Annotated in this window: 15 protein-coding genes; 11 read left to right on the plus strand and 4 right to left on the minus strand. The window is 69.2% G+C overall.

Features of this window, described 5'->3' with window-relative positions:
* The first annotated feature begins 12 nt into the window (after positions 1-12).
* The 4 genes from VFK57_08765 (at position 13) to VFK57_08780 (ending at position 4126) form a co-directional block, all read left to right on the plus strand.
* The gene (locus tag VFK57_08765) at positions 13-1431 is read left to right on the plus strand and encodes a serine hydrolase domain-containing protein (GenBank protein HET7695784.1); all 1419 of its coding nucleotides are present in this window, start codon (positions 13-15) and stop codon (positions 1429-1431) included.
* Between the two features lie 99 nt (positions 1432-1530).
* Positions 1531-2934 (plus strand): M48 family metallopeptidase, encoded by a 1404-nt coding sequence (locus VFK57_08770; protein HET7695785.1) that lies wholly within the window; start codon positions 1531-1533, stop codon positions 2932-2934.
* Positions 2935-3792 (plus strand): metallophosphoesterase, encoded by an 858-nt coding sequence (locus VFK57_08775; GenBank protein ID HET7695786.1) that lies wholly within the window; start codon positions 2935-2937, stop codon positions 3790-3792.
* Positions 3767-4126 (plus strand): hypothetical protein, encoded by a 360-nt coding sequence (locus tag VFK57_08780; protein ID HET7695787.1) that lies wholly within the window; start codon positions 3767-3769, stop codon positions 4124-4126. Before VFK57_08775 ends, VFK57_08780 begins: the two co-directional genes overlap by 26 nt.
* Here VFK57_08780 and pnuC read toward each other — a convergent pair.
* Positions 4087-4653: a nicotinamide riboside transporter PnuC gene (pnuC, locus tag VFK57_08785; GenBank protein ID HET7695788.1), complete on the minus strand. Its 567-nt coding sequence runs from the start codon at positions 4651-4653 to the stop codon at positions 4087-4089. The genes VFK57_08780 and pnuC overlap by 40 nt on opposite strands.
* On the opposite strand from pnuC, the gene VFK57_08790 reads away from it, so the two are divergent.
* Positions 4652-5539, plus strand: coding sequence for a M20/M25/M40 family metallo-hydrolase (locus VFK57_08790; protein ID HET7695789.1), 888 nt, complete (start codon positions 4652-4654; stop codon positions 5537-5539). The two genes, pnuC and VFK57_08790, sit on opposite strands and share 2 nt — an antisense overlap.
* Here the strand turns inward: VFK57_08790 and VFK57_08795 are convergent.
* Entirely contained in the window at positions 5531-7090 is a 1560-nt protein-coding gene (locus VFK57_08795; protein ID HET7695790.1) for an amidase family protein, read from the minus strand. The genes VFK57_08790 and VFK57_08795 overlap by 9 nt on opposite strands.
* A gap of 31 nt (positions 7091-7121) precedes the next feature.
* On the opposite strand from VFK57_08795, the gene recQ reads away from it, so the two are divergent.
* From recQ to VFK57_08810, 3 genes are all read left to right on the plus strand, one after another.
* Positions 7122-8975: a DNA helicase RecQ gene (gene recQ / locus VFK57_08800; GenBank protein HET7695791.1), complete on the plus strand. Its 1854-nt coding sequence runs from the start codon at positions 7122-7124 to the stop codon at positions 8973-8975.
* Between the two features lie 72 nt (positions 8976-9047).
* Positions 9048-11207: a DPP IV N-terminal domain-containing protein gene (locus tag VFK57_08805; GenBank protein HET7695792.1), complete on the plus strand. Its 2160-nt coding sequence runs from the start codon at positions 9048-9050 to the stop codon at positions 11205-11207.
* A gap of 1 nt (position 11208) precedes the next feature.
* Positions 11209-11496, plus strand: coding sequence for a DUF1330 domain-containing protein (locus tag VFK57_08810; GenBank protein ID HET7695793.1), 288 nt, complete (start codon positions 11209-11211; stop codon positions 11494-11496).
* Here VFK57_08810 and VFK57_08815 read toward each other — a convergent pair.
* Positions 11477-11875, minus strand: coding sequence for a GtrA family protein (locus VFK57_08815; protein ID HET7695794.1), 399 nt, complete (start codon positions 11873-11875; stop codon positions 11477-11479). The genes VFK57_08810 and VFK57_08815 overlap by 20 nt on opposite strands.
* Positions 11876-11908: 33 nt before the next feature.
* A complete protein-coding gene (locus VFK57_08820) occupies positions 11909-12505 on the minus strand; it encodes a PEP-CTERM sorting domain-containing protein (GenBank protein HET7695795.1) in 597 nt (198 codons plus the stop codon).
* A 127-nt stretch (positions 12506-12632) separates the two neighbouring features.
* On the opposite strand from VFK57_08820, the gene VFK57_08825 reads away from it, so the two are divergent.
* From VFK57_08825 to VFK57_08835, 3 genes are read left to right on the plus strand one after another with little or no spacing between them, the layout of a single operon-like run.
* Positions 12633-12962, plus strand: coding sequence for a helix-turn-helix transcriptional regulator (locus VFK57_08825; protein HET7695796.1), 330 nt, complete (start codon positions 12633-12635; stop codon positions 12960-12962).
* On the plus strand, positions 12962-15604 hold the full coding sequence (locus VFK57_08830; GenBank protein HET7695797.1) for an ABC transporter permease: 2643 nt from the start codon (positions 12962-12964) through the stop codon (positions 15602-15604). Before VFK57_08825 ends, VFK57_08830 begins: the two co-directional genes overlap by 1 nt.
* A gap of 49 nt (positions 15605-15653) precedes the next feature.
* Entirely contained in the window at positions 15654-17456 is a 1803-nt protein-coding gene (locus tag VFK57_08835; GenBank protein HET7695798.1) for a M28 family peptidase, read from the plus strand.
* The last annotated feature ends 41 nt before the right edge of the window (positions 17457-17497 follow it).

Here is a 17497-nt window from a genome sequence, read left to right on the forward strand (position 1 = left end):
AGATGCGCGCTCATGAAGCGCACCAACGTCCTGTTCGCGGCCGCGGTGGCGGTCGCTGCCGGTTCGCTTGCGTTCGGACAGTCCGCCACCAGGCCGGCGTCCGACAGCACGGTCGACGCCGTGTTCGCGCGCTGGACGGCCTCGACACCGGGATGCGCGGTTGGCGTGGGCAGAGACGGCCGGGTCGCGCTCGCGCGGGCCTACGGCATGGCGGATCTCGAACGCGACGTGCCGAACACGGCAGACACCATCTTCGAGGCGGGGTCGGTGTCGAAGCAGTTCACCGCCGCGGCCGTGCTCCTGCTGGCCAGGGACGGCAAGCTGTCGCTCGACGATCCCGTCCGCAAGTACGTGCCGGAACTTCCCGACTACGGCCCGGATCGGACGATCACCATCCGCCACATGCTGACGCACACCAGCGGACTGCGGGACTGGGGTGAAGTGGCCGGGCTCGCCGGATGGCCGCGCGGCCGCCGCGTGCACACGCACGCCCACGTGCTCGACATCGTGTCGCGGCAGAAGGGGCTCAACTTCGCGCCCGGCACCAACTGGTCCTACAGCAACACGGGCTACAACCTGGCCGCCATCCTGGTTGCGCGCGTCAGCGGGCAGTCGTTCGCGGAGTTCTCGCGCGACCGCATCTTCACGCCGCTCGGCATGACGCGCACGTCGTGGCGCGACGACTACACGCGGATCGTCAGGAACCGCGCCATTGCCTACGCGCCGTCGCCGGCCGGCTACCGCGAGGACATGCCGTTCGAGAACGTGCACGGCAACGGCGGGCTGCTGACGACGGTCGGGGATCTCCTGCGGTGGAACGAGAACTTCGCGTCGCCGACGATCGGCGACCTGCGGCTCGTGACCGCGCAGCAGACGCCGGGAACGTTCGCGGACGGCCGCGCGCACGAGTACGCGCTGGGGCTCTACGTCCGCACCTACCGCGGCGTGCGCGAGGTCAGCCACAGCGGGGCGACTGCCGGGTATCGCGCGTTCCTCGTCCGTTATCCGGATCAACGCCTGTCGATCGCGGTGCTGTGCAATGCCGGAAGTGCCAACCCGACGCAGTACGCGCACGCCGTCGCCGAGACCTATCTCGGCGCGGCGCTGACCGCGCCGCCCCCTGCGACCGCCTCGAACGGCCGCGGCGTTCAGTCCCCACCGTTCAGTCCCGCGAAGCCGGACGTCGACGCCTACGTGGGGCGGTATCGCAGCGACGAGGCGGAAGCGGAGCTGGCCGTCGCGCTCGACGGCAGCGAGCTGATCATCAAACGCCGGCCCGACACCGTGCTGCGCATGCGGCCCATCGCCAGAGATGTCTTCAGCGTTCCTTCACTGGGGACAGTCACCTTCCATAGAACGGGAAACGCCGTCACTGACCTCGGGGTGAAGCTCGACCGCGTCTGGGACCTGCGATTCGCGAGAATCCCTTAGCAGAACCGCGGCCGGGAAGTTGGTACGATTCCCGCAGTTCAACCCGTGACAGCCGCCAAGGCTGAGTTGGAGGGTCAGACAGTGATGTTGCGATCGCGGTTGAAGGTTGTCCTCGTCGCGGCGAGCCTGACGGCATGCGCCACGTCCGCCGCGGAAACGCGGACCGCGCCGGACGGCCAGACCGTCATAACGGCGCCGAAGAACAAGTACAGCCCGAAAGATGACGTGCAGCTCGGACGCGAGGCGGCGCAGCAGGTGGAGAAGGAACTCCCGGTCATGCGCGACGAGCAGGTCAACGCGTACCTGAACGAGATTGGACGCCGGCTGGTGGCGCGGATTCCGTCCGAGTTCGACCATCCCGAGTTCCAGTACACGTTCCGCGGGGTGAACCTGCGCGAGATCAACGCCTTCGCGCTGCCCGGCGGGCCGATGTTCGTCAACCGCGGCATGATCGAGAAGGCGCGGAACGAGGGGGAGGTCGCCGGCGTCATGGCGCACGAGATCAGCCACGTCGCGCTGCGCCACGGCACCGCGCAGCAGACCAAGGCGACGCCGTTCGCCATCGGCCAGATCGCCGGTCAGATCGCCGGCGCGATCATCGGCGGCACCGCCGGGCAGGTGATCGCCCAGGGGTCGCAGTTCGGCCTCGGCACGTATTTCCTCAAGTACGGCCGCGAGTACGAAAAGCAGGCGGACCTGCTGGGCGCGCGGATCATGGCGGCCGCCGGCTACGACCCGCGCGACATGGCGAACGTGTTCCGCACGATTCAGCAGGAGGGCGGGTCCGGCGCGCCGCAGTGGCTCAGCTCCCATCCGGATCCCGGCAACCGCTACAGCTACATCAACCAGGAAGCCAGCCGCCTGCGCGTGGCGTCGGCGACGCGGGACACCCGCGAGTTCCAGACCGTCCGGGCGCATCTGCGCTCGCTCTCGCCGGCGCCGTCGGCGGAGGAGGTGGCGCGCAACAGCCGCGCCGGCCGTACCACGGGCGGCGAGTCGCGTCCGGTGACGGGCAACGTGGAGCGTCCCGACTCGCGCTACCAGACGTACGACGAAGGGAATCTCTTCCGCATCAGCGTGCCGGCGAACTGGCGCGAGCTCGGGGACGCCAACTCGGTGACCTTCGCGCCGGAGGGGGCCTACGGGGCGGTCAACGGCCAGAGCGTGTTCACGCATGGCGTGCAGGTGGGGGTGGCGCGGCAGGAGACGCACGATCTGCAGACCGCGACCGACGAGCTGATCCAGGGGCTGCAGCAGGGGAATCCGCAGCTGCGCCGGCAGTCGAATTACGCGCGCGGCACGATCGGCGGACGTCAGGGTCTGCGCACGACGCTGACCAACGTCTCCGAAGCGACCGGCGGCCAGGAGGTCGTCGATCTCTACACGACCCAGCTGAGCGACGGCTCGCTGTTCTACATCGTCGGCGTGGCGCCGACGCGGGAGTACGACAGCTATCGCAACGTCTTCGGCCGCGTCGTCAGCTCGATCCGCTTCACTCGCTAGGTGGCCGGACAAGTCGTCATCGCGGTCGGCGACATGTGCGGGCCGGCGCGACGCAACCCGGGGGCCGGCGCGACCGCCGCGCTGGCCCGCCGCATCATCGCGCAGAACCCGGGGGCGCTGATCCTCGCGCTCGGCGACAACGCCTACAACCGCGGCAAGTTCGACGAGTATCGCGATCACTACACGCCGACGTGGGGTCAGCCGGATCTGCTCGGCCGCACGTATAGCTGTCCCGGCAATCACGATTACCGCACCGCCGCGGCGACGCCGTACTTCCACTACTTCGGCGAGCTGCGAGCCGGGACGCCGCAGCGCAGCTACTTCAGCGTGCCGCTGCCTGAAGCCGGATGGCACCTCGTGTCGCTGAACAGCGAAATCGACCAGGACGCGCACTCGCCGCAGCTGCAGTGGCTCCGGCGCGATCTCGCCGCCCGCCGCTTCCCGCCGATTCTCGCGATCTGGCACCGGCCGCGATGGGGCTCGGGGGCGCACCGCGACAGCAAGAAGCCGCGCTGGTTCTGGAACGAGATGTACGCCGCGCGGGCCGAGCTGATCCTGAACGGCCATGCGCACCACTACGAGCGCTTCGCGCCGCAGCGTCCGGATCAGATTCCGGACCCGCACGGTCCGCGGATGTTCATCGTCGGCACCGGCGGACGGCGGCTCGCGGGACGCACCAAGGACACGCCCAACAGCGAGTACGCGCGCTTCGACAAGTTCGGCGTGCTGAAGCTGACGCTTCGTCCGGAAAGCTACCGCTGGGAGTTCATCGACGTCGACGATCGCGTGCTCGACACCGGCGAGACGCCGGTCAATCACAGGGAGATGCCGCATGGAGCTCAATCTCACGCTCAATGACGACGAGCGGCATGCCTGCCGGCGGGCATCGGTGCTGCTCCGCGCGCTCGGCAGCGGGCTGACCGAGATCGGCACGCGTGCCGAGGGCGACGCCTGCGCCGCGTACGCGGCGACGCTCGACGCCATCGTCGCCAGCGGCGAGTGCTGCTCGGTCAACAGCGACGGCAAGGTCGACGTCGAGCAGGCGGCGTTCGTGCTGGAAGGAATCCGCGACGGGCTCGACAACGCGGACCTGGACGAGGGGGCCGGCTTCGTCCAGCGCGACATCGAGCGGCTGAACGACCTGGTGCTGCGCTACAACGGCCTGGCGGCCGAACGGCTCCATTCGAAGTAGCCTTTGACGCAGAGAATCAGGAAGACGACGTAGAGCCCCGCGGTCCAGTAGAGGCCGCGATTGGTGTACATCGCGACGTAAATGACGTCGGCGACGATCCACAGCGTCCAGTTGTCCAGGATCTTGCGGGTCAGCAGGAACTGCGCGATGACGCTCAGCGAGGTGGTGAAGGCGTCGGGGTAGGGGAGCGCCGCGTCGGTGAAACGGTCCATGAGCGTGCCGAGCGCGGCCGTGCCGGCCATGGCGCCGGCGAGGGTCAGGGTCCAGCCGCGGGCGCGGAGCCGCGTGACCGGCGAGAGCGAGACCGCATGCTCGACGGGGCCGCGGGTCCACTGATACCAGCCGTAGAACTGCATGACGAGGAAGAACACGTTCAGGATCGCGTCGGAGTAGAGCCTGGCGTTGTAGAAGATGTAGATGTACAGCGACACCATCACCGCGCCGAACGCCCACGACCAGATGTTCTGGCGGACGGTGAGATAGATATTGGCGAGGCCGCACGCGACGGCCATGTGCTCGAGCGTCATGCTTCTGATCCTAAGTATCGTCGGGTTCGTACTCGGCGGCGCCGCGCAGGCGCCGGCGGCCGTCGACGCCGTCAGCCTGATGAACGACGTGGAAGCGCTGTCGGCGCCGTCCATGCAGGGACGCCGCACCGGCACGCCAGGGAACCTGCGGGCGCGGGCGTACGTGGCGAGCCGTTTTCGCGAGCTGGGTCTGCAGCCGCTCGGCAGGAGCTTCGAGCAGCGGTTCACCGCCGGCGGCCGCGCGGCGGCGAACATCGTCGGCGTCGTCCGCGGCACCGCCCGCCCGGACGAGTTCCTCCTGCTGACGGCGCATTACGATCACCTCGGCGTCAGGAACGGCGTGGTGTACCGCGGCGCGGACGACAACGCCTCGGGTGTCGCGGCGATGCTCCAGGGCGCCGCGTACGTGGCGCGGCATCCGCTGCGCCATTCGGTCGTGTTCATCGCGTTCGACGGGGAAGAGCAGGGGCTGCGCGGCGCGAAGCACTTCGTCGCCAGACCGCTGGTGGATCTCGAGCGCATCCGGCTGATGCTCAACCTCGACATGGTGTCACGCAGCGACACCGCGACGATCTTCGCATCCGGCACCGCGTTTCATCCCGAGCTGATCGAGGTCGTGACGCGAGCCGCCGAAGGGCGCAGGCTGAACGTGCGGTTCGGGCACGACCGCCCCTCGAAGGGAGCCGGCGGCGCCGAGGACTGGACCCAGCAGTCGGATCAGGGCCCGTTCCACACCGCCGGTGTGCGGACGCTCTATTACGGCGTCGAGGACCACGCGGACTATCACAAGCCGACCGACACGGCGGATCGCATTCCGCGCCCCTTCTTCACGGAAGTCGCGGAGCTGGTGATCCGGACGCTGCTCGTCGCGGACGGATCAGCGTAGGGGCGGCGTCGAGGCCGGCGGCCGCCGGTGACGCGTCGCCTGTTCGTACGCGTAGGCGAGCTTGATCAGCGTCGTTTCGCTCCACGCGCGGCCGAAGAAGGTGATGCCGGCCGGCAGCGTGCCGCGGGTGTATCCCATCGGCACGTTGATCGACGGCCAGCCCGTCGTCGGCGAGAACACCTGGCTGTTGTCGCCGTGCGGCGTGTTCAGATCGCCGATCAGTCTGGGCGGATTGCTCCAGGTCGGATACACGAACGCATCCAGCTTGTTCGTCTCCATCGTTTTCGCCACCGCCGCGCGGAAGGCGTCGCGGTATTCCGATTCGGCCCTGCACGCCGGCGTCTCGGGGCCGTTCGCCGCTCCTTCCTCGGCGGAGCGCAGCCGCACTTCCACAGACGGATGGAACCGCCGCGAGCGGATGATTTCCTCCAGCGTCTTGACCGGAGCGCGATCGCCGTGGCCGGCGAGATAGCGATTGATGTCGTACTTGAATCCGCCGCACGAGCCCGCCCCCTGCTGCCGTCGCACCTCGCCGAGCTCGACACGCGCGGGGTCGACGATCGTTGCTCCGGCCCGCTCGAGATCGCCGACGGCGGCCATGAACACGTCGACGACCTCGGGATCCGTCGTGTCGCGTTCGTAGGCCTGCCGCAGGATGCCGATGCGCGCCCCTTTCAGTCCCTCCCGCTGCAGCGAGGCGGCATAGTTCGGAATCGTGCGCCCCCGCGCCGCGGCGGTTGCCGGATCGTCCGGATCTTCCCCCGCGATCACCTGCAGCACGGCGACGGCGTCCGCCAGCGTGCGCGTCATCGGGCCGGCGATGTCGGCGAGCAGGTTGAGCGGCACCACACCGGCGCGGCTCGTCAGCCCCATCGTCGAACGGATGCCCGCCAGCGCCTGGTGTGCGGCGGGACCGCGAATCGAGTTGCCGGTGTCGCTGCCCAGGCCGATCGCGCCGAGGTTTGCCGCGACCGCGGCCGCCGTGCCGCCGCTCGACCCCGCGGTGACGCGATCCAGCGCGTAGGGATTGCGCGAATAGCCAGGCAGAATCGAGTTCACCGTCTCGTACGGACTGAAGGCGAACTCCGCCATGTTGGACTTGGCGAGGACGATGGCGCCTGCGTCCCTGATGCGCCTGACCTGGAACGCGTCTTTGGTGGAGACGAAGCCGCGCAGCGACAGCGATCCGGCGGCGCTCTGCAGCCCGATGGTCTCGAAGTTGTCCTTGACGATCGCGGGGATGCAGTGGAGCGGGCCGCTCAGCCCGCCCTGCGCGAACCGGCGGTCGAGATCGTCCGCGAGCTTCTGCGCGTCGGGGTTGATCACGACGAGCGCGTTGATCGCCGGCCCGTTCTTGTCGTAGGCGTGAATCCGGCGCAGGTAGGTGTCGACGAGCCCCCGGCAGGTCAGCCGCCCGGTCTTCATCGCCTCGTGAATCTGCGCGATGGTGGTTTCCTCGACACGGAACGGCGGGGCGGGTCCCTCGGCTCGCTGGCGGCCTTCGAGGTGACTCACGGCGGCGAGCAGCGCAAGACAGATGGCGTATCGCATCGACGGGGATTATAGTGGTGCTGTTCTGCTCGTGACCCTCGACGCCGTTCTGTCCCGCTACTGGGGCTATACCTCCTTCCGTCCACTGCAGCGAGACGCCATGGATGCGATCCTCGGCGGCCGCGACTCGGTCGTGGTGCTGCCCACCGGCGGCGGCAAGTCGCTCTGCTTTCAGGCGCCGGCGCTGGTCAAGGGAGACGCGCGCGCGGAGGGCGCAGGCCTGCCGCACGGTCCGGCGCTGGTCGTCTCGCCGCTGATCTCGCTGATGAAGGATCAGGTCGACACGCTGGTCGAGAACGGCATCGCGGCGGCGTGTTACAACAGCTCGCTCGCGGCGGACGAGAAGGCGTCGGTGGCCGCCGGCATTCGCGAAGGGCGCTACGCGCTGGTCTACGTCTCACCCGAGCGGCTGGCGGGCGAGGGCAGCGACGGCTTCGTCCAGATGCTCGGCAGCATCGCGTATATCGCCATCGACGAGGCGCACTGCATCAGCCAGTGGGGGCACGATTTCCGGCCCGAGTACCGGCAGCTCGGCGCGCTGCGCGCGCGATATCCGCGCGTCGCCCTGCATGCCTTCACCGCGACCGCGACGGCGCGCGTGCGGCGGGACATCGCCTCGCAGCTGGCGCTGCGCGATCCGGTGGAGCTCGTCGGATCGTTCGACCGCCCCAACCTGATCTACCGGGTGGTGCCGCGCGCCAGCCTGAAGCGGCAGGTGCAGGACGTGCTCGATCGCCACCGCGGCAACGCCGGGATCGTGTACTGCACGTCGCGCCGGGAGGTGGACGCGCTGGCGGCGTGGCTGGCCTCCACCGGCGTGCGCGCCGTGCCGTATCACGCCGGGCTCGAGGACGGCGAACGGCACCGCAACCAGGATCGCTTCCTCAACGAAGACGCGGACGTGGTCGTCGCCACCGTCGCGTTCGGCATGGGGATCGATCGCTCGGACGTGCGCTTCGTGCTGCACGCCGGCGCGCCGCAGTCCCTGGAGCACTACCAGCAGGAGTCCGGCCGCGCCGGGCGCGACGGGCTCGCCGCCGAATGCGTGCTGGTCTACTCCGGCGCCGACTTCCTGAAGTGGCGCGTGATGCTCGAGCGCAACGGCGAGCTGACGGACGCGCGCCGCGCCCTGCTGCGCGACATGGAGCGCTACGCCTCCGGCGTCGGCTGCCGCCATCGGCATCTGGTGTCGTACTTCGGCGAGCGCTACGCGAAAGCGGACTGCGGTGCGTGCGATTACTGTCTCGGGGAGCTCGAGGCGGTGGCCGATGCGATTCCCACGGCGCGCAAGATCCTGTCGTGCGTTGCGCGTGTCGGGCAGCGCTTCGGCGCGGCCCACGTCGCCAACGTGCTGTGCGGCTCGGAGAGCGAGCAGGTGACCCGGCGCGGGCATCAGGAGCTGAGCACGTTCGGTCTGCTGCGGGATGCCGCCGTGTCGGAGGTACGCGGATACATCGAGCAGTTGACCGCGGAAGGGCTGCTCCGGCAGATCGACGAGCCGTATCCGGTGCTGGCGCTGACCGATGCCGGGGTGGCGCTGCTCAAGGACGCCGCCGCCCTGCCCGGGCTCAGCCTGGCGCGCCAGCGCCGCGTCGTGAAGGACCGCGATCGCCGGCCGCTTCGGCCGCGGGCCGGCGGCGAGGCGGTCACCTACGCCGAACAGGAGCTGTTCGACCGCCTGCGTGCCGTCCGCCTGCGCATCGCGCGCGAGCGCGGCGTGCCGCCGTACGTGATCTTCCACGACACCACGCTTCGCGAGCTGGCGCGGCTGAAACCCTCCACCGTCGAGGCGCTCAGCGGGGTCTACGGCATCGGCGCCCGCAAGGCGCAGCTGCTCGGCGAAGCGTTCGTCGACGACATCCGTGACTGGCTCGCAGCACAGTAGCCGGTAGCCGGTAACCGGTAACCGGTAACCGGTAACCGGTAACCGGTTACACTATCCGCCCAGGGAGTATTGATGAGAGTTTCAGCGTGCCGGTGGGCGTGTGTCGCGGCGGCGTGCGCGGGGTTGTCGTTCCCGCTCGCGGCGCAGGACCGCCTGAAGACGATGCCCGGGTACGAGCAGTTCGAGAAGATGAGCCGCGAGATTCCCGGCTCGGTGAAGCTCGGCTCGCTTGCGGTGCAGTGGAAGGAGGACGGCTCCGCCTGCGAATATGCCTGGGACGGCAAGCGGTACCGCTACGACGTCGCCGCGAAGACGGCGACGATCATTGGCGATGCGCCCTCCGCCGCGGGCGGACGCGGCGGCGCCGGCTTCGGCGGCGCGCAGGGGGGGCGCGGCGGGCGCGGCGGCCAGGGGCAGCCGGCGCGCGGCCGCCAGTTCGAATCGGCGGAGGCGCCGGACAAGTCGCTGAAGGCGTTCTACAAGGATCGCAATCTGTGGGTGAGCGCGCCGGACGGCACCGGCGCGGTGCAGATCACCACTGACGGCAGCGAGAAGGACCGCATCAAGTACGGCACGGCGAGCTGGGTGTACGGCGAGGAGCTGGCGCAGCGGACTGCGATGTGGTGGTCGCCCGACAGCCGCAGGATCGCCTACTACCGCTTCGACGAGAAGGCCGTCCCCGATTACTACCTGCAGACGAACCAGACGCAGGTCCAGGACACGCTCGACGTCGAGGCGTATCCGAAGCCGGGCAAGCCGAATCCCGTCGTCGACCTCTATGTCTACGACGTCGCGTCGAGAAAGCCGCTGCGCATCGACGTGCGGGACGGCCAGCCGTTCGACAACGCCGCCGTCGGCCATTACGTCTACAACGTGGCCTGGTCGCCCGACGGCAGCGAGATTCTCCTCAACCGGACCAACCGCCGGCAGAACATCCTCGAGCTGGCCGCCTGCAGCCCGGACACTGGCCAGTGCCGCGCCGTCGTGCACGAGGAATGGCCCACCGGGTGGATCGAGAACCGGCCGGAGATGCGCTTCCTGAAGGACGGCAAGCGGTTCATCTGGGAGTCGCAGCGCAACGGCTGGAAGAATTTCTATCTCTACGATCTCGGCGGCAAGCTCCTCGCTCCGCTGACGTCGCACACCACCTTCGAGGCGGAGAACATCGTGCGCGTGGACGAGGCGCGCGGTCTTCTCTTCTACACCGCGCGGGACGGCGACAACTTCATGAAGATCCAGCTCCATCGTGTCGGGCTGGACGGCAGGAACGATCGCCGGCTCACCGATCCCGCGCTGCACCACACCGTCAACGCCTCACCGGACGGGACCCTGTTCGTCGACGTCGCGCAGGCCCACGATACGCCCCCGTTCACGCGTCTCATCGACAGCGACGGCCGCGTCGTGGCCGAACTCGCGAAGAGCGATACCACGGCGTTCGATCGTCTGGGCCTGAAGAAGGTCGAGATGTTCACCTACACCGCGGCGGACGGCAGGACGCCGCTCTACGGCCTGATCCACTTTCCGTCGAACTTCGATCCCGCGAAGAAGTACCCGGCGCTCGCCGGTGTCTACGGCGGGCCGGGCTCCGGCGCGACGAGCGAGCGGTTCACGCTGCCGAGCCCGACGACGGAGTACGGCTTCCTGGTGCTGACGCTCGACTCGCGCTCCAACCCCGGGCGCGGCAAGCGCACGCTGGACCAGGTCTACCAGAAGCTCGGACAGGTGGAGATGGACGACATGGCCGCGGGGGTGAAAGCGCTGTGGAGCCGGCCGTACTTCGATCGCGCGCGCGTCGGCATCCACGGCTCGTCCTACGGCGGCTACAGCGCCGCGATGTCGGTGCTGCGGCATCCCGACGTGTTCGCGGCCGGGTCGGCGGCCTCGCCGGTGACCGACTGGCGCAACTACGACTCGATCTACACCGAACGCTACATGTGGATCCCGGAAGAGAACACCGCCGGGTACGACGCCGGGTCGGCGATGACCTACGCGGCCAACCTGAAAGGACGGCTGCTCATCTACTACGGCACCGCGGACAACAACGTGCACCCGTCGAACGCGCTGCAGTTGATCCGCGCGCTGCAGCAGGCCGGCAAGAGCTTCGAGGTGCAGGTCGGGCCCGACGCCGGGCACTCCAACGTCAACGCGCAGCGGATGATGGAGTTCTTCATCGAGAACCTGGTGATGCGGACGCCGGCGGCGATCGGCACCGCGACGGCCGCGGGGCGCTGAGATGGCGGCCTACGTCATCGTCCAGGTCGAGGTGAAGGATCCGGTCCGCTACGAGGACTACAAAGCGATGGTGCCGCCGAGCGTCGCGAAGTTCGGCGGCCGCTTCCTCGTGCGCGGCGGCAAGACGCACACGATGGAAGGAACCTGGTCCCCGCGCCGGCTCGTCGTCGTCGAGTTCCCGAGCGTGGAGCAGGCCAGGGCGTGGTGGGCGTCGCCGGAGTATGCCGAAGCAAAGGCGCTGCGCCAGGCGACGTCCGATTCGCAGCTGCTCATCGCGGAAGGCATTTAGCCCGCGGCGAGAACACCAGCCGATCGCTGGCGGTATAGTTCACCAGCGCACAGGCCAGCACGGCGGCCAGGTTCGCCGGGATCGGCGCCATGCCGAGCGTGCCGACGAAGAGCCGCATCAGCAGCAGGTTTCCCGCCAGCGACACGAGCCCGTTCAGCGCGTGAAAGCGCCAGAGGCGATCGAGCCGGCCGCGCCCCGCGGCGGGCCGGTCGCGCCAGGTCCAGCGCTCGTGCCAGAAGAAATTGTGCAGGATCGCCGACTCCACCGCGAGGACGGTGGCGGCCAGGTAGTGCACGCCCGCATGGAGCAGCGCGGCGAGCACCGCGATTTGCACCACGAAGCCCGCCACGCCCACGCTGTTGAATTTCGCGAATCGCACGTACAGGAAGGCGCCGGGCGCGCCCGGACCGGCTCAGGCGTGCGCGCGGCGCCGCAGCAGCACCCCGGCCAGGCCGGTGCCCATGAGGAGCAGCGTGGCCGGCTCCGGCGTCGCCGCCGGTGCGGCGGCGAACTGGTAGTGCACCCCGCCGATTCTCAGCAGGTTCGTGTCCGCGCCGAACCCGCTCGCTGAGGCGGTCCCGGCGCCCTGCAGCGCGACCTCGAACACCAGGTCCCCGGTGCCGAGAACGCCCGTCGTTCCGCGGAGCGTCCCCATCATGGTGAAGGGGGCCGTGACGGTGGCCTCCTGGTTCCGGGCGAGCGGCGGCACCACCGCCGGGTCCGTGGCGAACGCCAGCGATCCGCTCAAGTACGCCGAATAATCCACCCCATCAATGGTGACGCTCCAGATGTGTGGTGCGGACCCGATGCTGCCGAACAGCAGCTGTCCGTCGAGGCGCCGAAGTCCGGTCGTCAGGAAGGTAAGGCCGCCGCCATAGCTGTCCGTCATCACGCGCAGGCCGTCGCCCAGGAGCGTCACGTTGCTCCCCGACGAATCCCAGTACAGGAACGTGCTGCCGCCGGTGACCAGAATCGGTTCGGCGCTGGCGCGCCCCGCCGGTGCCAACACTAGGAACGCGAGTACCGCAAAACTCCGGATCGCTCGCCGCATCGTTACCCCCCGCGGAGCCCGGCTGCAAGCCCGGCGCCAGGATGGTATTGACCGATATTATATGAATCAATATAATGCCGCCGCCATGACCGGCCCGTCGCTGAAGCCGCACTTCTTCTACATCCTCCTCGCGCTCGCGGATGGGGAGCGGCACGGGCTCGCCATCGCGCGCGACGTCCAATCGCTCAGCGACGGCTCCGTCAAGTTGTGGCCGGCGACGCTGTACGGCTCCCTCGACGAGCTCCGCACGCGCAAGTGGATTGAAGCGCTGGAAGAGCATCCCCAGGACGAGAGCGAGCGCCGGCGCTACTACCGATTGACCCGCACCGGCCGCGCCGTGCTGACGGAGGAGGCGGATCGCCTCAGCCGCCTGGCGCGCCTGGCCCGCGCCCGCACCCGCACCGGAGACGCGTGATGCTGCGGCTCTATCGCCTGCTGCTGCGCCTGGCGCCGCGGCCGCTGCGCGACGCCCACGGCGACGACATGACGGAGCTGTTCGCCGACCGCCTGGCAGCCGCGCGCGCCGCCGGAGGTCTGGCCCCGGCGGCTGTGTGGACGCGCGCGATTTCCGATCTGCTGCGCGCCCGGTTTGCGTCCCGCTCTCCCGAGCGGGTGCCGCTCACGCTCCTCATCGACGAAAGGACGGCCTTCATGGCGGGATCGGATGTGCGATATGCCTGGCGCGCGCTGCTCCGGCAGCGCGGCGCGAGCGCCCTGGCCGTGCTGATGCTCGCCCTGGGCATCGCCGCCAACATCGCGGTGTTCAGCATCGTCAACGGGCTCTTCCTGCGCCCGTTCCCGTTCCCGCAGCCCGACCGCCTGGTCTACATCAACACCGCGGCTCCCAAGTGGAACCTCGAGGTGGTCGGCATCAACTATCCGGACTTCGATCGCTGGCAGAAGGACCAGAAGCTGTTCGAAGCGATCGCCGCCTACCAGACGACGGACTTCAACGTGGCGGACGGGAGCGGCGCCGAACGGATCCGCGGCATCGAGATCACGTACGACTTCCTGCGCGTGTTCGGCGTCGAACCGATCCTGGGACGGAGCTTCACCGCGGAGGAAGACCGCCCCAGGAGTCAGCCGGTCGTGCTGCTCGGCGAAGCGCTCTGGCGCGAGCGCTTCGGGTCGGATCGCGGCGTGCTCGGCCGTTCGCTTCGGCTCAACGGGGTCGCCAGGACGATCGTCGGCGTCATGCCGCGTGCGGCGTCGTTTCCCGACGACGTGCGGCTGTTCGTGCCGTACGCGGGTGACGTCGCGCAGCCGTTCGAGAGCTACGGCGGCGACGCGATCGGCCGCATGAAACCAGGGGTTACCGTCGAGCAGGCAGACGCCGACATCAAGCGCGCCCATCAGCCGATCTGGGACACGAAAGACAAGGCGCGCACGGTCACGCCCTTCGTGCGGCCGCTTCACGAGACCTTCGTGCGCGACTATCGAGGGGCGGCCAGGACCGTCACCGGCGCCGTCGCGGTGCTCCTCCTCATTGCCTGCGCCAACGTGGCCGCGGTGATGCTGGCGCGGGCGCTGGCGCGCCGCCGGGAAATGGGCATCCGCCTCGCGCTCGGCTCGAGCCGGGCGAGGCTGATCAGACAGCTGCTGATCGAGAACCTGATGCTGGCCGGCATCGGCGGCGCCATCGGACTGGCGGCGGGACGGTGGGCCCTCGCAGCGCTGGTGGGGATCATCCCCGATCAGCTTCCGCGCTGGGCCGCGTTCCATCTCGACGCCCGCGTGGTCGGCTTCGCCGTCCTGACCGTGGTCGGAACGGTAATCGTCTTCGGCTGGGCGCCGGCACTGCACGCCGTCGGCGGCGATCTGCGATCGGCAGTTCACGCGACGACCAGCGGTACGACGGCCTCGCCGCGCGGACGCCGCACCCTGCGCTGGCTGGTCGCGGCAGAGTTCGCCCTTGCCGCGATGCTGCTGGTGTGCGGGACCCTCCTGGTGAAGGCATTCGATCGCGTGCGGAACGTCGATCCCGGCTTCCGCACCGACGGCGTGCTCGTGGCCACCATTCCGTTGTCCGAGGGGACGCGCCCCAAGGAAGAGCAGTGGGTCGCGTTCTGGACCGAGTTCGAGCGCCGTGTCGCGTCCATCCCCGGCGTGGACGCGGCGGGCCTCACGACGTGCGCGCCGATCTCCGGCTGCCATCTCGGCAATTTCTTCAAGGTCGACGGCGCGCTGCCCAGCCCCGACGGCAAGAATCCCGTGATCCTGACGCGCGCCGCGTCTCCGGGGTACTTCAAGGCGATCGGACTCCGGCTGAAGGAGGGACGCTTTCTCGAAGACGGGGACGGAACGCCGCAGTCGGATGGCGCCGTCGTCGTCAACGAGTCGTTCGTGCGGACGTTCTGGGGCGCCGGCGCGAGCGGCGCCGGACGGCGCATCAAGTATTTCGATCCGCGCGCGAAATGGATTCCGGTCGTCGGCGTGGTGGCCGACGTGAAGCACTACGGCCTCGACCGTCCGGTGCGGCCGGGCATCTACTTTCCCCTCGGGAAGATGCCGCGCTCCACGATGATGGTTGCCGTCCACGCGACGGTGCCGCCGGCCTCGGTGACGCCCGCGCTGCGCGACGCGCTGCGCCAGATGGATCCCGAAGTCCCGCTGTACCGCGCCCGGACGATGGACGACCAGATCCGGCGGTCGACGGCGCTGCGCGCCGCGTTGTCGTGGATGCTCGCCGTGTTCGCGTCCCTGGCGTTCGTCCTGGCGCTCGGAGGGGCCTACGGCGTCTCGACCTACCTGGTCACCCAGCGGACGCGCGAGATCGGCATCCGGGTCGCGCTGGGCGCGCGCACCAGGAACATCGTCCGCAGCGTCGCGGCAACCGGGCTCGGGGCCGTCCTGATCGGCGTCGCGCTCGGTGTCGCGGGATCGATCGCGGTGGCGGAGCAGCTCGGCGACGCGCTGTTCGGCGTCAGCGCCCGGGACGCGCGCGTCCTGCTCGGCGTCACGGCGGTGTTGATCCTGACGGCGCTGCTCGCCAACGGACTGCCCGCCCGGCGCGCCGCGCGGGTCGATCCGATGCGCACCCTCCGCACGGACGGGTAAGCGCGCCGTCGCCGTTCTCCGTATACATTTGTTTACGGAGGATGGATTCATGAAATCTCGCTCGTACTCCGCCCTCGGCGGAGCGCTTGCCGCGGCCGTGCTGCTGCTGCAGGCCGGCGGCGCCGCGCAGGTGCGCAAGCTGACCGGCGTATCCGCGATCACCCCGGCGGATCTGAAGGAATGGCTCACGTACCTGGCGTCCGATCAGCTTCAGGGACGGCAGGTCTACACCGAGGGGCTGGGCCTCGCCGCGTCGTACATCGCGGATCACCTCAAGGCGTGGGGCGTCAAGCCCGGGGGAGACGACGGGTCGTACTTCCAGGTGGTGAAGGTGCTCGGGGTCAACGTCACGCGGAATTCGACCGTCACGGTGACCGCCAACGGGCAGACGAAGACGTTCAAGGACGGCGAAGGGGTGACGTTCCCGGCCAACCAGGGGGGCAAGCAGACGATCACCGGGAAGGCGGAGTTCGTCGGCTACGGCCTGAGTCTGCCTGAGGCGGGCATCGACGACTACAAGGGGCGCGACGCTTCGGGGAAGGTGGTCATCTATCTCGGACGCGGGCCGCAGTCGATGCCCGCAGGCAGCCAGCGGCTGCTGACGGCGCGGGCGCGCAACGCGATCGAGTTGAAGAAGGCGGTCGCGGCGATCGGCCCGGTGGCCGGCTTCGGCGGCGGCCGCGGCAGGGGTGCGGGGGCGCCAGGGACCCCGAGTGGACAAGCTGCGCCGGGCGGCCAGGGTGCGCCAGCCCCGCCCGCCGGAGCCGCGCCTCCAGCGCTGGCGGGCCGCGGCGGGCAAGGCGCGAGTCTCGGCGACTTCCAGACGGTCCAGCGCCTCGACAACAAGGTGCCGCCGCAGATCACCGCCTCCGACGCGTTCTTCGAGTTCCTCTTCAGCACGGCGGGGCAGAGCTACGCCGAGATCAAGGCGAAGGCCGACAAGCAGGAGCCGCTGCCGCCGATCGCGCTCGACGCCACCATCACGATCGACGTCGACGCCGACTACACCGTGGTGCAGACGCGGCTCACGCGCAATGTCGTCGGCATCATCCCGGGCACCGATCCGAAGCTGCGCGACAGCTACGTGCTGTTCGGCGCGCACTACGATCACGTCGGGTATCAGCAGACGCCGCCGGCGCAGGGACGCGGCGGCGGGGGCGGCGGGGCGGCGGCGCCGGGCGGCTGCGTCGGCCAGGTACGCGACACACCGAAGCCTGGCGACGTCATCAACAACGGCGCGGATGACGATGGGTCGGGGACGGTGGCGGTGATGGCGATCGCGAAGGCGTTCGCGGCCGGGCCGAAGCCCAAGCGCTCGCTGCTGTTCGTATGGCACGCCGGCGAGGAGGCGGGCCTCCTCGGCTCCCGCTACATGGCCGACTATCCGTCCGTGCCGCTGGACAAGGTCGCCGCAGGCCTGAACATCGACATGGTCGGCCGGAACCGCTGCGACGATCCGAAGGAAGGCAACAAGGTCTACGTGGTGGGATCCGATCGCATCAGCACCGAGCTGCACAACGTCAACGAGGACGCGAACAGCGGCCTCGAGAAGCCGATGCAGCTGGATTACGAGATGAACGATCCGGCGGATCCCGAGTCGATCTACACGCGCAGCGATCACTACAGCTACGCCTCACGCGGCATCCCGATCATCTTCTATACGACCGGCCTGCACCGCGACTATCACTACGTGACGGACGAAGTGAGCAAGATCGAGTTCCCGAAGCTCGCCCACATCGCGCAACTGGTCTACTCGACGGGCGCGCGGGTCGCCAACCTGGATCACGTGCCGGCGCGCGACAACCTGGGCCCGCGGAAAGGGAAGGGGGCGACGGGGAAGATCGGGAGGTAGCGCAGTACTCAGTGCGCAGTGCGCAGTGCGCAGTGCGCGGT

Source organism: Vicinamibacterales bacterium (genome assembly GCA_035699745.1).
Classification (GTDB): domain Bacteria; phylum Acidobacteriota; class Vicinamibacteria; order Vicinamibacterales; family 2-12-FULL-66-21; genus JAICSD01.

Bases quoted from the DNA above. Each gene is read 5' to 3' on its own strand.
- VFK57_08765 (HET7695784.1), top strand. From the start codon at position 13: ATGAAGCGCACCAACGTCCTGTTCGCGGCCGCGGTGGCGGTCGCTGCC.
- VFK57_08780 (HET7695787.1), top strand. From the start codon at position 3,767: ATGGAGCTCAATCTCACGCTCAATGACGACGAGCGGCATGCCTGCCGG.
- VFK57_08790 (HET7695789.1), top strand. From the start codon at position 4,652: ATGCTTCTGATCCTAAGTATCGTCGGGTTCGTACTCGGCGGCGCCGCG.
- pnuC (HET7695788.1), bottom strand. From the start codon at position 4,653: ATGACGCTCGAGCACATGGCCGTCGCGTGCGGCCTCGCCAATATCTAT.
- VFK57_08795 (HET7695790.1), bottom strand. From the start codon at position 7,090: ATGCGATACGCCATCTGTCTTGCGCTGCTCGCCGCCGTGAGTCACCTC.
- VFK57_08805 (HET7695792.1), top strand. From the start codon at position 9,048: ATGAGAGTTTCAGCGTGCCGGTGGGCGTGTGTCGCGGCGGCGTGCGCG.
- VFK57_08810 (HET7695793.1), top strand. From the start codon at position 11,209: ATGGCGGCCTACGTCATCGTCCAGGTCGAGGTGAAGGATCCGGTCCGC.
- VFK57_08825 (HET7695796.1), top strand. From the start codon at position 12,633: ATGACCGGCCCGTCGCTGAAGCCGCACTTCTTCTACATCCTCCTCGCG.
- VFK57_08830 (HET7695797.1), top strand. From the start codon at position 12,962: ATGCTGCGGCTCTATCGCCTGCTGCTGCGCCTGGCGCCGCGGCCGCTG.
- VFK57_08835 (HET7695798.1), top strand. From the start codon at position 15,654: ATGAAATCTCGCTCGTACTCCGCCCTCGGCGGAGCGCTTGCCGCGGCC.